We start from the raw sequence: 13,429 nt of genomic DNA, 5'->3' as shown, positions 1-13,429 counted from the left end.
TCGGCGCATTGCGCCGATCCACCTCCCCCAGGAGGGGAGGAACTAAGCGCCGTGGTTTCGCCCCCAGGCCTGGACGTCGGCGACGAACAGGTCCGGCTCCTCCATGGCGGCGAAGTGGCCGCCGCGGGGCTGGTCGCTCCAGCGGACGATGTTGTAGGCGCGCTCGGCCCAGCTGCGCGGCGGCGCGGTGTATAGCGGCTCGCCCGGAAAATTGGCGAAGCTGGTCGGCGTCTCGCAGCGCTGGCCCTCGGCTAGGGCGACGCCGCCCTCCTCGAGAAAGCCGCGGTAGTACCAGGCGCCGGTCGCGAAGCTGTCGGTCATCACATAGAGCATGATGTTGGTCAGCAGCCGGTCCTTGGGGTGGACCTGTTCGAACGGCTTCTCGCGCAGGTCCGACCAGTCGTGAAAGCGCTCGGCGATCCAGGCGGCCTGACCGACCGGGTTGCCGGCGCCCATCCAGGCCAAGGACTGCGGCTTGGAGGCCTGGAGCCGGAAGTAGGCGCCCATCATCTCCATCATCGCGCCCTGGCGGGTGATCCAGGCGATCTCGGCCTCGTCCTTGGGACCGCCGTGGGGCCGGAACGCCATCATGTTGAGGTGGATGGCCGAGACGTGTTGGCCGTGGTCCTGGCCGAGCCAGGAGGTGACCATCGAGCCCCAGTCGCCACCCTGGGCGAGGTAGCGGTCATAGCCGAGCACCTGGGTCATCAGGGTGTTGAACAGCCGCGCGGTGGTGCGCTGGCCGATCGGCCGCACGGGCTTGGACGAGAAGCCGAAGCCGGGCAGGGACGGTATCACCAGGTCGAAGGCGTCCGCGGGCGATCCGCCGAAGCGGGTGGGGAAGGCCAGCTTCTCGATCACGCCCCAGAACTCGTAGTGCGAGCCCGGCCAGCCGTGGGTCAGGATCAGGGGCCGCTTGCCGCCAGCCTCGCCGACCACGTGCAAGAAGTGGATGTCGTAGTCCTCGACCTTGGCGACGAACTGCGGATAGCGGTTGAGGTCAGCCACCGCGGCGCGCCAGTCATAAGCCTCGGTCCAGTGGGCGCAGAGGTCCTTGAGGTAGGCGCCGTCGCAGCCATAGGCCCAACCGTCCGGAACTTCCGGGATCGGCGGCCAGGGATAGGCGCGGACCTGGTCGAGCACGGCCTGAACGGCGGCGTCGCTCCAGGCGACCTCGAACGGTTGGACCATGCGACGCTCCCTCTCCCTTATCGTTGATAAGGAAGATGGCGGCCTTGCCCCTGGGGACGTCAAGCGCCACGCGTGTCATCCCGGAAGACGCGCAGCGGCTATCCGGGACCCATTCGCGCCGAGAAGGGGAGTAGGCGCTGCCGCTGCTTGCGGGGTCCCGGTCTTGCTTCGCAACCGGGATGACACTCGAGCGCTAAGCCCCGGGGCGCAGGCCCTTGGCGAGGGCGCCGTTCAGGTGGTGGTGCAGAGTGCGGGCGGTTCCGGCCGGGATCTTGCCCGACAGCTCCAGGACCACGGAGCCGTGGGCCGCGGCCCAGAACATGCGGCCGATTTCTTCCGGGTCGCCGACCAGGACCCCGTCAGCCACCAGATCCTCGACGTACTGGGTCTGGGTCGCTCGGGCGCGCAGGGCGGCCGCCACCAGCTCGGGATAGTTTTCCTCGTGCGGCTGGTTGAGGTCGAACATCGCCTTGTAGGTCTGCGGATGCTCAAACGCGAAATTCAGATAGGCCTCGCCGACCGCTGCGCCGCGGGCGCGGGGGGGCAGGCTGGCCGCCCCGGCATAGGCCTGCTCAAGCGCCAGGGCGAAACGGTTGAAGCCGTTGGCCCGCACGGCGGCCAGGATGTCTTCCTTGTCGGCGAAGTAGCGGTAGGGGGTCATCGGGCTGACGCCCAGCTCGGCGGCGAGCTGGCGCATGGTCACAGCGTCCGGCCCCTTCTCGGCGAACAGCTTCTCGGCGGCGTCGCAGAGGCGTTCGCGGAAGTCGGCGACGTCGGATTCGGACAGGACGCGGGGCATGGACGAAACTCGATGGAATAAAGTGCTTGTCCTGGGTTAGCTCTTACGCAATAAATTTACAACGTAAAAAGGCGAGGATGCGATGTCGCACTGGGATGTGCTCGTTGCGCGGGACGATCTGAGCAAGGTCGAACTGCGCCATGCCGCCGATAAGGCGCCGCTGACCGAAGGGGAGGTCCGGCTGGAGGTCGAGCGCTTCGCGCTGACCGCCAACAATATCACCTACGGCGCGATGGGCGACGCCTTCGGCTATTGGAAGTTCTTCCCGGCGGAGGGCGGCTGGGGCCGCATCCCGGTCTGGGGTTTCGCGCGGGTGGTGGAGAGCCAGGCGCCGGACGCGCCGGTGGGCCTGCGGCTGTTCGGCTATCTACCGATGTCCAGTCACATGACCGCGCGTCTGAAGAAGGGCCGTGGCGGCTATGTCGACACCTCGGCCCACCGCGCCGAGCTGCCGCCGACCTACAACGCCTATTCCGAGGCGCCCGAGGACGAGCTGGACGACCACCGCGCGCTGCTGCGGCCGCTGTTCATGACATCGTGGCTGCTGGACGACTTCCTGGCCGAGGACGCTGGGCTCAAGGCTCTGGTGCTGTCGAGCGCCTCGAGCAAGACCGCGATGGGCCTGGCCTGGTTCGCGCGGCGGCGTGGCGTGGAGGTGGTCGGCCTGACCTCGCCGGCCAACGCCAAGGTGCTGGAGGGCCTGGGGCTCTACGACCGCATCGTGCCCTATGCGCAGGCGGCTGAGCTGAAGACCGCGACGCCGGCCGCCTATGTCGATTTCGCCGGCGATCCGAAGGTGACGTTAGACGTCCATACGGCGCTGGGCGAGGAGCTGGCGCGCAGCGTCATCGTCGGCGGCACCCACTGGCAGGCGGATCGCACGCCGCGACAGCTGCCTGGTCCGACGCCGGCCTTGTTCTTCGCCCCCGACCAGATCCGCAAGCGGGCGGCCGAATGGGGACCCGAAGCGCTCGACGAACGGTTCATGAAGGCGCTGCGCGAGTTCGCCGACGCGGCGAGTTGGCTGAAGCTGAAGCGGCAGTCGGGCCCGGACGCGCTGCTGGCCGCCTATGCCGAGGTGCTCGAAGGCCGTGCGCGGCCGGACGAAGGTATCATCATCAGACCGGTCTGAGGCCGGCGAACAGGGAGGTCACCATGGACGGCGAAGTTCGCATCAATCCCTATCTGGCCGGCAATTTTGCGCCGGTGCGCAGCGAGGACGACTACGAGCTCACGGTGAAGGGCGAGATCCCCAAGGAACTGCGCGGGACGCTCTATCGTACCGGACCCAATCCACAGTTCGAACCGCGCGGCCAGTACCACTGGTTCGCCGGCGACGGGATGATCCACGCCTTCCACGTCGAGGACGGCAAGGTCACCTATCGCAACCGCTATGTGCGCACGCCCAAGTGGGAGCTGGAGAACGCCGCCGGCCAGTCGCTGTTCGGATCGTTCGGCAACCCGATGGCCACCGATCCCAGCGCGATCGGCAAGGACAGCGGCGTGGCCAACACCAACATCCTGTTCCACGCCGGCAAGCTGCTGGCCCTGGAAGAGGGCCACATGCCCTTCGAGATGCAGCCGCGGACCCTGGAGTCCAAGGGCTATGTCGAGCAGTACCAAGGCCGCACGACCGCCCACCCGAAGATCGATCCGAAGACTGGCGAGATGGTCTGGTTCGGCTATGGCGTCGGCCCGATGCCGTTCGCCAAAGGGGTCAGCTATGGCGTCACCGACGCCAGCGGCAAGGTCGTGCGGCGCGACGACTTCGAGGCGCCGTTCTCCTCGATGATCCACGACTTCCTGGTGACCGAGAACTACGTGCTGTTTCCGATCCTGCCGCTGACCGGCAGCCTGGAGCGAGCAATGAGCGGCCTGCCGCCCTTCGCCTGGGAGCCCGACAAGGGCAGCCACGTGGCGGTGATGCGCCGCGACGCCGACGTTTCCACCATCCGCTGGTTCAACGCGCCGCCGTCCTATGTCTTCCACCCGATGAACGCCTGGGAGGAGGACGGCAAGATCGTCGCCGACGTGTTCCGCTACGACTCCGCGCCGCTGTTCCCCAACGCTGACGGATCGCCCGGCGACAAGTCGGCCGCGCGACTGGTGCGCTGGACCTTCGATCTGGCCGGCGATTCCGACGCCATCAAGGAAGAGGCGATCGACGACCTGGACGGAGAGTTCCCGCGCTTCGACGAGCGCCAGGCAGGGCTGGCCTATCGGCACGGCTGGTACGCGGCCGATCCGGGCGGGGCCAAGACCATCAAGCAAACCGCCATCGCCCACCTCGACCTCAAGACCGGCAAGCGCCAGGTCTATGCGCTAAGCGGCGGGGACATGACCTCCGAACCGGTGTTCACGCCGCGCGCGGCGAGCGCCGAAGAGGGCGACGGCTGGCTGACCGCGGTGATCTGGCGGGCGGCGGAGAACCGCAGCGACTTCGTGGTGTTCGACGCTCTCGACGTGGCCAAGGGGCCGATCGCTGTCGCCGAACTGCCGCGTCGGGTGCCGTTCGGCTTCCACGGCAACTGGGTGGCTGAGTAGCCTCCTGGATGCTCCCCCGCTGGAGGAGCTGTCAGCGAAGCTGACTGAGGGGGCTTGAGGCAGTCCCCCTCCGTCTCGCCATCGGCGATCCACCTCCCCCAGAGGGGGAGGATCTGTTCCTGCGGAGGCTGACTGACCGTACCTTTCGCTCTAGACCTGTCGCCCACGACGAAGAGCGGGAGTGACCCATGCGGGCGATCTGGTACGACCGGACAGGACCGGCGCGCGAGGTGCTGCAGCTTGGCGATCGGCCGACGCCGACGTCGGGTCAGGGCCAGGCCCTGGTCCGGATCAAGGCCTCCGGGGTCAATCCGTCCGACGCCGGGATGCGGGCGGGTCCAGGGCCCATGGCCTATCCGCGCATCACGCCCAATAGCGACGGGGCGGGGATCGTCGAGGTGGTCGGACCAGGCGTCGCCGAGGCCTGGGTCGGCAAGCGGGTCTGGTTCTACAACGGCCAGCGCAACGGCCGGGCCTTCGGCTCGGCGGCCGAGTATATCGAGCTGGACATCGACCTGCTGAGCGAGCTGCCGGACGAGGTGTCGTTCGCCGAGGGCGCGACGCTGGGCATCCCGTGCATGACCGCGCATCGCAGCCTGTTCCTGGCCGGGTCGGTGCAGGGGCGCACCGTGCTGGTCACCGGCGGCGCGGGCGCGGTCGGCCACTACGCCGTCCAGCTCGCCGCCTGGGCCGGGGCGAGCGTGATCGCCACGGTGAGCTCGGAGGACAAGGCCGAGCGCGCGCGGAAGGGCGGCGCGCACCACGTGATCGACTATCGCCGCGAGGACGTGGCCGCACGGGTCCGCGAGCTGACCGGCGGGCAGGGCGTGCATCATGTGGTCGAGGTCGACTTCGGCGGCAATCTGGCGGCCACTCTGGCCAGCGTTCGCCAGAACGGCTCGATCGCCTACTACGCCACCAAGGGCTCGCGGGAGCCCGTCGTCCCTGCTGGGGCGGCCATGGGACTGAACCTGCAAATCAACGGAGTCTACCTGCCGGTCTCGCCGCATGAGGCGCGGCGGCGGGCCCAAGCCGACATCACCCGCTGGATCGGGACGGGCAAGCGGATGCTGTCGGTGGCCGGCCGCTTTCCGCTGGAGGACTGCGCAGGCGCCCACGAGTTGGTCGAGGCCGGCGGCAAGGTCGGCACCGTGGTGGTCGAGCCATGACTGCGCCAGAGGACGCCATCCGCGCGCGCCGCAAGCTGACCAACAAGCTGATCGCCGCCCACGATGCGGCGCGCCTGCGTCCGTTCTTCGAGCCGAAGGCCAACCTGATTTCCGGCGAGGGCGGGCTGCTGATGGGCGCGGGCGCGATCATCGCCGCCTTCGAGGCGCAGTTCGCCGATCCGAGCTTCGTGACCTATCTGCGGACCACCGAGGCGGTGACGCTGGACGCAGACGAAAGCCGCGCGGCCGAGACCGGATCCTGGATCGCCACGTGGAAGGACGCCACCGCCACCGGCCCCTACCTGGCGGCCTGGAAGAAGGTCACCGGCCAGTGGGTGATCGAGAGCGAGACGTTCGTGACGGTGGGCTAGCTACGTCGCCGGACGTGGGTTGCTCGGCAAATCGAAGACCAGCAGTCCGGGCGATCCCAGCGGCAGTTGCGCCACGACTTCGCCGGCCGGATTTAGGACAGCGGTGGGCCCCCAGGCGACGGCGCCGTCGCGCTCGCCGGTGACGTCGGCTGAGATCATCCAGAGGCTGGTCTCGCGGCAGCGATCGCCGCGCACGGCGTTGTGCGCGTCCTTCCAGGTCTCGGCGGTCTGGCGGGGAAGCATGTTGTTGGCGAGGCAGACGATCAACTCGGCGCCTCCGTCGGCGACCTTGCGGGCCGCCTGCGGGAAGTTGGTGTCGTAGCAGATGTTGATCCCAAACCGCAGGCCGCCCACGGCGAAGGTCGGGCTGTCGGCGCCCGGCGTGAACGCCCGCTCGCGGCCGAGCAGATGGGTCTTGCGATAGCGGCCGAGCAGCGCCCCCCGGTGCAGCACGACGGCGGTGTTGTAGAGGCGGCCGCCTTCTATCTCCATTAGGCCCATGACGAACGTCGGACCGGTCCGCGGCAGGCGGTCGAGCAGGGCGGTGAAGGCTGGCGAGCCGAGGTCGAGCGCGTGTCGACGGGCGCTGTCCTCGTCGGTCAGGTAGCCCTGGAGAAAGCCTTCCGGCAAGCACAGCAGGGCCGCCTCCTGGGCCTCCGCCTCGGCGATCAGGCCGCTCAGCCAGCCGAGCGCCCCGTCGACGTCTTCAAGAAATTCAGGGGTCTGGGCGGCGGCGATGCGGGTGACGGCCATGGCCGACGATAGCAACGCTTCGGAGGCGCCGCCACGCCGCCGGGTGAAGGCCCTAGCGCTGCAGGAAGAACTCTACCGGGGTGGAGACTTCGATCCGTTCGCCGCGGACCGTGTGCGGGGCGCCAGGGAACGGGTTGGAGCGGTCGAGCATGGCCAGGGCTTCGGCGTCGAGGCTGGCGTAGCCGGAGCTGCGGACCACGTCGCCGCCGAGCAGCCGGCCCTGGCGGTCGACCGAGAAGTGGACGTGGACCACGCCTTCCTCGCGGCGCATGCGCGCTCGCTTGGGGTAGGTCTTGTGCGCCTCCAGCCAGGCGCGCAGGCGTGAGGCGTAGTCGGGGCTGGTCCCGTTCTTGGCGTTGATGTCGAGGCCCTCGCGCGTCCCCTGACGCTGGGCGGGCTCGGCCGCGTACGGCTGGGCGCTGGGTGCGGCGGCGACCAGCTGAGCCGGCGCGGGAACCGTGGCCGGAGGGGTTGGAGCTGGCGAGGGCGCAGCTTGCGCGGGCGTCGGGACGGGTTGTGGTGACGGCTGAGGGGTAGTCGTCGGCGCAGACTCCCGAGGAGGGGAGGAAGGAGCCTGCGCCGACGGGGCCGGGGCGTTGTTCGCGCCGCCCCGGACTTGGACCAGTTCCGCCATGACGACGGTTTCGTCCCACACGGGCGGCGCCTCGGCCCCGGTGCGCATCACCAGGACGATGAGGCCGAGGTTGAGGGCGGTCGAGAACGCCGCCGCCGCCGCACGTGTGGGCGTGAGCTTCATCGTCAGAAGGTCCGCGCCAGGGTGAGCTTGAACGTGCGGCCCTCGGCGTCGAGCGAAGCTAGGTGGCGGCGGAACTGCTTGTTGAGCACGTTGTCGACCGCGGCCCGGACTTCGAGCCCCTGCAGGGCGCCGTCCTGCGGCGTCCAGGTCAGGAAGAGGTTGTGCACGCCATAGCCGCCGGTGCGCCGGCCGCCCGGACCGATGTCCTCCTGGTCGGCCGCGAACTCGCCGCGCCAGCCGGCCGAGAGGTCGAGGTCGGAGAAGCGCCAGCCCAGGGTCACGTCCAGCTCGTCGGCCGGGATGGTGTTGAGGGCTGCGCCGGTCAGGCGGTTCTCGCCTTCGATCTGCGAATAGCCGGCGCGAGCGAAGAGGTTGCGCGAGGCGTATTCGGCCTCGACCTCGACGCCCTCGAAGCGGGATTCGCCGACGTTAATGAAGTAGGGCGCGCCGACCGTGCCGCGGGTTATCAGGTTGGAGACGTCGTTGCGGAAGGCGGTGACCTTGGTGCGCGCGGCGTCGCCCTGCAGGATCACGTCGTCGAAGGACAGCGTGAAGCCGGCCTCGTAGTTGTCCGACTCCTCGGGCTTCAGGTTGAGGCTGAAGTTCGAGGCGGTGGCGCTGGTGCGGCTGAAGATCTCATCCAGCACCGGCATGCGCACAGTGCGGGCGACCGAGCCGAACACCGAGAAGCTGTCGGTGAACGCGTGGAGCACCCCGATCTTGGGCGAGGGGGCGCTATCCTTGATCACCTTGGTGGTGGGCACGCCGGCGCCGGGCTCGAGCTTGGTCCAGTCCATCCGCACCCCGGGGATGATGGTGAGCTTGTCGGTCCAGATCAGTTCGGCCTGGGCGTAGAGGCCGTACTTCTGCATGTCGCCTTCGGGGTGGGTGGCGGCGCCGGGGGTGGTGGTTCCGCTGGCAGTGAGGCGCGGGTTGCGGCGTTCCTGGCCGTAGGCCTGGGCGCCGACGAACAGGAATCCGGTCCAGTCCGGACCCCAGTCGAAGCGCGAGGTGTTCTGGATGCGGCCCTGCCAGGTCTCGTAGGCAAACTCCGAAAAGACCACGCCGGGCAGGAAGGTCGTCTCGCGCTGCTCGACCTTGGAGTTGGCGTAGGAGAGTTGGGCCTCGAGGTCGAACAGCTTGGAGCCGCCGAAGTCGTTCTCGTAGCCGAGGGTGGCGGTGATGTCGTCGACCTTGCGGCGGACCGGCGTCGTGCCGAAGGCCTCAGCCTGATCGTAGATCTGGGTGCTGTCGGAGAGCCAGTTCTGGTAGCTGGCCCAGATGCTTTGGCTCTGATCGCCGCCGACATAGTAGCGTCCCTTCAGCAGGTAGGAGCTGGAGGTGACGGCCGAAGGGATGACCGTCGCGCCGTCGCCGCTCTCGTAGTCGTCGGTGTCGCGGCGGGTGTACATCGCCAGCAGGTCGAGGTTTTTCACCGGCTGGCCGACCACGATGGCCGTGCCGAAGCCGCCCGAGGCGTTGGTCTCGAGCCCGGCGCGCAGGCGCACGCCGAAGCGGTCGCCATCCTGCAGGAAGTCCGAGGCGTCCTTGGTGGTGAAGTTGATCACCCCGGCCAGCGCGCCGGCCCCGTAGAGCGTGGAGGAAGCCGGGCCGCGCAAGACCTCGACGCGCTTGTACATGTCCGGCTCGCTGAACAGCGCGCCCATCCGGTACTGCTCGTAGAACTTCGTCACCCCGTCGATCTGGGTGAGGATGCGGCTGTCGGAGTCGGCAAGGCCCGTGCCCATGCCGCGGATGTTGAAGCCCTGGCCGAGGGCCGAGACGCCGCCGACCACGCTGACGCCAGGAATGGCCTCCAGCAGGTCGCCCATGGTGTTGGCCTGGGCGTCGTCGATGTCTTCCTGGTTCAGCGCGGTGACCGCTTGTGGCGTGTCGATGGCGACCTTTTCGGCGCCGGCGGAGACCACGATGCGGCCGAGGGAAAGCTGCGCGGCGGCGCTGTCCTTGACCTCCTGCGCCTGGACCGCGCCGGACAAGATCAGCGCCGAGGCGCCCGCGAGAAGCCCGCTCCGCATACGCTGTACGCCACGCCCCATTGAACTCTCCGATATATTATGCAACTGCGAGTCAATCGCATTTTACTCGCAAGCGACGCCCCCGTGGCGGTCAGCGAAGCGGTCAATGCAGCATCTGAATGTCAATTGCAAGTGACTCGCAATTGCACTAATCGACCAAGGATCAGAATGTTCCAGAAGGGGGAGCGATGAGACGGATTGGAATGGCGGCGCTGGCCGGGCTGCTGGCCGCGGCGCCGGGGGCGGCGCTGGCGCACATGCCCTACATGCTGCCCAACATGTTCGACCTGACCGACCGCGACCACGTCACGGTCCAGGCGAGCTTCGCCGAGGACGCGTTCGTCCCCGAGGTGGTGATGAAGTCGGACGCCTGGCACACCCGTGGGCCGGACGGGGCGACGACGCCGATCAAGGACGTCACCTATCTGCGCGACCTGACGGTGTTCGAGGCGCAGGCCCCGGCCAAGGGCACCTATCGCGTGTCGTCGGGCGAGCGGTTCGGCCGCAAGGGCAAGATGTACCGCGCCCCTGACGGTCAGTGGGTGGTCAGCGAAGGCAAGGACAAGCCGGCCGGGGCCGAGCTGGTCGAGGTGCAGAGCATGACCCTGGCCGAGGTCTATGTGACCCGCGGCTCGCCGACCAAGGACGCGCTGGCGATCACCGGCAAGGGCCTGGAGCTTATGCCGATCACCCACCCGAGCGAAATCTTCGCCGGCCAGGCCGCCAGCTTCGAGCTGCTGTTCGAGGGCAAGCCGGTGAGCGGGGCCCATGTCGAGGTCTTCCGCAGCGCCGGGGTCTATGACGGCAAGAAGCAGGTGGCCGGTCAGATCAAAACCGACGCCGCCGGCCGCTTCTCGATCACCACACCGGACGCCGGGACCTATCTGGCGCTGATCCGCCACCGCACCGCCGCGCCGGCCGGGGCCGAGACCCCCTACCGCAGCTACTCCTACACCCTCACCTTCGAAGCCACGGAATAGACCATGAGCAGCTTTCGTCTTCCCCTCGCCATGACCGCAGCGCTGCTGGCGCTGGGCGCGGCCAGCGCCCACGCCGCGCCGCACGAGCACTCGGCCTTCATCGTCGACTACGACCTCGACAAGGACGGCAAGGTGACGCCGGCCGAGTTCAAGACCGTGCGGGACCAGCGCTTCGCCGCCACCGACGCCGACAAGGACGGCGGCCTTACCGAAGCCGAATACGTCGGCGAGTACCAGGCTCGGCTGGAAGCCCAGCTCAAGGCCTCGGACGAGACCGCCGAGCGTAAGGAAGAGCAGCGGGGGCGCCAGATCCGCCAGGCGCATGTGCGCTTCGGCGTGCTCGACACCAACAAGGACGGCAAGGTCGCGCCGGCCGAATACGACGCTTCGGGTCAGCGAGCCTTCGCCGAACAGGACGGCGACGGCGACGGGGTGATCACGCCCGGTGAGAAGAAGGCCGAGTAGCCCTATTTGATCGCGGCCAGGCCGAAGCTCTGAATCGTGGCCGGTCGGGTGGGCGCCAGCAGCACATAGGCGCTCATCCGGCCGCGCTGGCAGTCGAACACCGCCGTCGCCGACATGGCGGTGTCGGAGGTGACGACGGCGGGAGCCTCGCAGGCGCCGAGCTCGGTCTTCAGCTTGGCTAGGGCGGCGTTGCGGCGGGCCGCGTCGGCGTCGAGCAGGACGTTCATCGCCAGGGCGTCCTTGGCGGCCATCACGTCGCCCTTGGCGTAGATCTGGCCGATGGCCTTCATCGCGCCCTGCAGATCGGGGCTGGCCGGCGGCGCACGCGGCGGGAAGGCGCCGGACTTCACCAGTTCGATCGCCGCCTCGCGCACGAAGTCGGAGGCCGGGGCGTAGGTGACGTTGGCGAAGGCGAACACCGCAAGGCCGCGCTCAGGCATGAACAGCACGTTGGAGCCATAGCCCGGCAGCCCGCCCGAATGGGTGAAGTAGGGGCCGAGCACGCAGTCGGCATAGGAAATCATCGCCATGCCGTAGACGCGGGCGCGGTCGCAGCCGGCGGGATCGGTCTTGTCGGCGCGGCTGACCACGGCCGGGAAGTTCGAGCCCTCGACGATTTCGCGGCGGGTGCTGCGCTTCAGGATCGGACCGTCGGCGCCGTCGCGCGGCGGCCAGGCGTCGAGCACCCAGGCGACATACTTCGCATAGTCGTTGGCGCTGACCGCCAGCCCGCCCATGGCCCCGAATACGCCGGGCCCCAGCGCCGGGGCCTCGACCCAGGCCTCGCCGATGTGGCTGTAGCCGAGAGCGCGGTGCTCGGCCGGGATCGCGCGCGCGTCATAGGCCGAGGCGGTCATGCCCAGCGGCCGCAGGATGCTGTCCTGGATGTAGGCGTCGTACGACTTCCCGGAGACGTTGGTGACGATCCGGCCGAGGAGGGCGTAGCCGGTGTTGGAATATTCCATCGCCATGCCCGGCGAGCGGGAGAAGGGCAGGCCGCCGGTCAGCAGCTTCGAGAAGTCCGCTTCGCTCATGTCGAGTTGGCGATCGCCCCAGGGATCGTCGGTGACGAAGCCGCCAGTGTGGTTGAGCAGGTCACGGACCCGGATCCTGCGGCTGTCGCTGGTCGGGTAGGCGAGGGCCTTCAGTTCCGGGATCAGGCTCTCGGCCGGCGCGTCGAGCGACAGCCTGCCCTCGTCGCGCAGCTTCAGCACCGCCAGGGCGGTGAAGTTCTTGGACATCGAGGCGATGCGGAAGACGCTGTCGGCGGTGACCGGCCGATTTGATGCGGTGTCCTGCACTCCGATGGCGCCGACATAGGCCAGCTTGCCGTCGGCGACGACGCCGTAGACCACGCCCGGCGCATGCTTTTCGGCCGCCAGCCGCGCGAAGATCGGGTCGAGCTTTCCATAGGCAGCGGCCGGATCGGCGGCCTGGGCCATTCCTGCGCCGAGCAGGGCAGCCATCATCGCCGTTAGAAACACTCGCATCGCCGCCTCCAGCCTACGCCTTGGGTAGAGTGGGTGGCTTGACCAGTAGTTCGTCAATGGCGATGGGCGGTCAGCCGAACAACTTGCCCATCCAGCCGGCCTTCCTGACCTCTCCCGTCGGCGGAATGTCGCCTGAGAGGTCGGGGAGCGGTGCTTTGCGCGATACGAGGACCTCGATGTACTCGGCGCGGATGCCGCGGCCGATGTCGTCGATGGTGAAGATGGTGGTCGAGAGGCCGCTGGCGGCGTCCCAGACCGCGGCGATGTCGTAGCCCCAGTCGACGGTGACCAGGGCGCCGTCCGCGCTCATCGGGTTGCCGTGATAGACCGGTTCCAGGAAGTGCTCGACCGAGCCGTCGGCGCGGCGTCCAGCGCGGCGGACGGACGGAGCGTCCTTGTTGATGATCGGCACCGTGCAGATGTGCAGGCCGCCCGGCTTCAGGGTACGGGCGATCTCGCGCATGGCCAGGTCCGGCGCGAACACGTGTTCCATGACGTCCTGGGTGACAACCAGGTCGAAGCTGGCGTCGGCGAAGGTCTGGCGTTCGAGGTCTTCGCTGCGCCAGCCGCGGGTCTTGTGGACGGAGCCCCAGGGGATCGACGGGTCGTACTGGCTGGCCCGATAGCCGCGCGCCTGGTCGGCCAGGCGGTTGCTGGCCGCGGTGCCGGGCGAGCTCTCATGGATGGCCAGATCGCGCCAGTTTGGGCGCAGCTGGGTCAGCACCGAGAATAGCGCCCGCTCGCGCGGCTGCGAGTTGCAGGCCAGGCAGAGGAAGTGGTCGCGCAGCCAGGGATCCCTGGCCACGAAGCTCGTCTTCTGCTCGCAGACCGGACAGAAGCCGTCGACGCTGAGGACGACCGGGCTCTCGGCCAC

The 13,429-nt window shown here is 68.6% G+C and carries 13 protein-coding genes; 6 read left to right on the top strand and 7 right to left on the bottom strand.

Annotated elements, in window-relative coordinates:
* Positions 1 to 42 precede the first annotated feature (42 nt).
* Together AC1DQJ_RS07355 and AC1DQJ_RS07350 are read right to left on the bottom strand one after the other, a co-directional pair.
* Positions 43 to 1,191 (bottom strand): epoxide hydrolase family protein, encoded by a 1,149-nt coding sequence (locus AC1DQJ_RS07355; protein ID WP_477601760.1) that lies wholly within the window; start codon positions 1,189 to 1,191, stop codon positions 43 to 45.
* A gap of 193 nt (positions 1,192 to 1,384) precedes the next feature.
* The gene (locus tag AC1DQJ_RS07350; protein WP_477601758.1) at positions 1,385 to 1,990 is read right to left on the bottom strand and encodes a TetR/AcrR family transcriptional regulator; all 606 of its coding nucleotides are present in this window, start codon (positions 1,988 to 1,990) and stop codon (positions 1,385 to 1,387) included.
* Between the two features lie 82 nt (positions 1,991 to 2,072).
* Between AC1DQJ_RS07350 and AC1DQJ_RS07345 the strand changes: the two genes are divergently transcribed.
* The 4 genes from AC1DQJ_RS07345 to AC1DQJ_RS07330 all read left to right on the top strand — a co-directional run bounded on the left by AC1DQJ_RS07345 (position 2,073) and on the right by AC1DQJ_RS07330 (position 6,074).
* Positions 2,073 to 3,122 carry a DUF2855 family protein gene (locus tag AC1DQJ_RS07345; protein WP_477601756.1) on the top strand — a complete coding sequence of 350 codons (1,050 nt, stop codon included), beginning with the start codon at positions 2,073 to 2,075 and terminating at the stop codon, positions 3,120 to 3,122.
* A gap of 23 nt (positions 3,123 to 3,145) precedes the next feature.
* Positions 3,146 to 4,534, top strand: a complete 1,389-nt coding sequence (locus tag AC1DQJ_RS07340; RefSeq protein ID WP_477601754.1) for a carotenoid oxygenase family protein — start codon at positions 3,146 to 3,148, stop codon at positions 4,532 to 4,534.
* Positions 4,535 to 4,722: 188 nt separating this feature from the next.
* A complete protein-coding gene (locus tag AC1DQJ_RS07335) occupies positions 4,723 to 5,703 on the top strand; it encodes an NADPH:quinone reductase (RefSeq protein WP_477601752.1) in 981 nt (326 codons plus the stop codon).
* Entirely contained in the window at positions 5,700 to 6,074 is a 375-nt protein-coding gene (locus tag AC1DQJ_RS07330; protein WP_477601750.1) for a nuclear transport factor 2 family protein, read from the top strand. The genes AC1DQJ_RS07335 and AC1DQJ_RS07330 overlap by 4 nt, the downstream gene beginning before the upstream one ends.
* Here the strand turns inward: AC1DQJ_RS07330 and AC1DQJ_RS07325 are convergent, their stop codons facing one another.
* The 3 genes from AC1DQJ_RS07325 to AC1DQJ_RS07315 are packed head-to-tail and all read right to left on the bottom strand — an operon-like array spanning position 6,075 to position 9,620.
* The gene (locus AC1DQJ_RS07325; protein WP_477601748.1) at positions 6,075 to 6,827 is read right to left on the bottom strand and encodes a carbon-nitrogen hydrolase family protein; all 753 of its coding nucleotides are present in this window, start codon (positions 6,825 to 6,827) and stop codon (positions 6,075 to 6,077) included. It lies immediately after the preceding gene.
* A gap of 52 nt (positions 6,828 to 6,879) precedes the next feature.
* Positions 6,880 to 7,584, bottom strand: a complete 705-nt coding sequence (locus AC1DQJ_RS07320) for an energy transducer TonB (RefSeq protein ID WP_477601746.1) — start codon at positions 7,582 to 7,584, stop codon at positions 6,880 to 6,882.
* 2 nt (positions 7,585 to 7,586) lie between these two features.
* Complete coding sequence (locus AC1DQJ_RS07315; RefSeq protein ID WP_477601744.1) at positions 7,587 to 9,620, bottom strand: TonB-dependent receptor domain-containing protein; 2,034 nt, start codon at positions 9,618 to 9,620, stop codon at positions 7,587 to 7,589.
* Between the two features lie 188 nt (positions 9,621 to 9,808).
* Here AC1DQJ_RS07315 and AC1DQJ_RS07310 point away from each other — a divergent pair, with 188 nt between their 5' ends.
* Together AC1DQJ_RS07310 and AC1DQJ_RS07305 are read left to right on the top strand one after the other, a co-directional pair.
* Positions 9,809 to 10,600, top strand: a complete 792-nt coding sequence (locus AC1DQJ_RS07310) for a DUF4198 domain-containing protein (RefSeq protein WP_477601742.1) — start codon at positions 9,809 to 9,811, stop codon at positions 10,598 to 10,600.
* A gap of 3 nt (positions 10,601 to 10,603) precedes the next feature.
* Positions 10,604 to 11,065, top strand: coding sequence for an EF-hand domain-containing protein (locus AC1DQJ_RS07305; RefSeq protein ID WP_477601740.1), 462 nt, complete (start codon positions 10,604 to 10,606; stop codon positions 11,063 to 11,065).
* 2 nt (positions 11,066 to 11,067) lie between these two features.
* On the opposite strand, the gene AC1DQJ_RS07300 is transcribed toward AC1DQJ_RS07305, so the two are convergent.
* Complete coding sequence (locus AC1DQJ_RS07300; protein ID WP_477601738.1) at positions 11,068 to 12,555, bottom strand: serine hydrolase domain-containing protein; 1,488 nt, start codon at positions 12,553 to 12,555, stop codon at positions 11,068 to 11,070.
* 70 nt (positions 12,556 to 12,625) lie between these two features.
* Positions 12,626 to 13,429: a class I SAM-dependent methyltransferase gene (locus AC1DQJ_RS07295; RefSeq protein ID WP_477601736.1), complete on the bottom strand. Its 804-nt coding sequence runs from the start codon at positions 13,427 to 13,429 to the stop codon at positions 12,626 to 12,628.

The organism is Phenylobacterium sp. P4_E10 (assembly GCF_056401675.1).
Note: the sequence above shows the minus strand (reverse complement) of the source record. Positions and strands in the feature narration are given on the sequence as shown.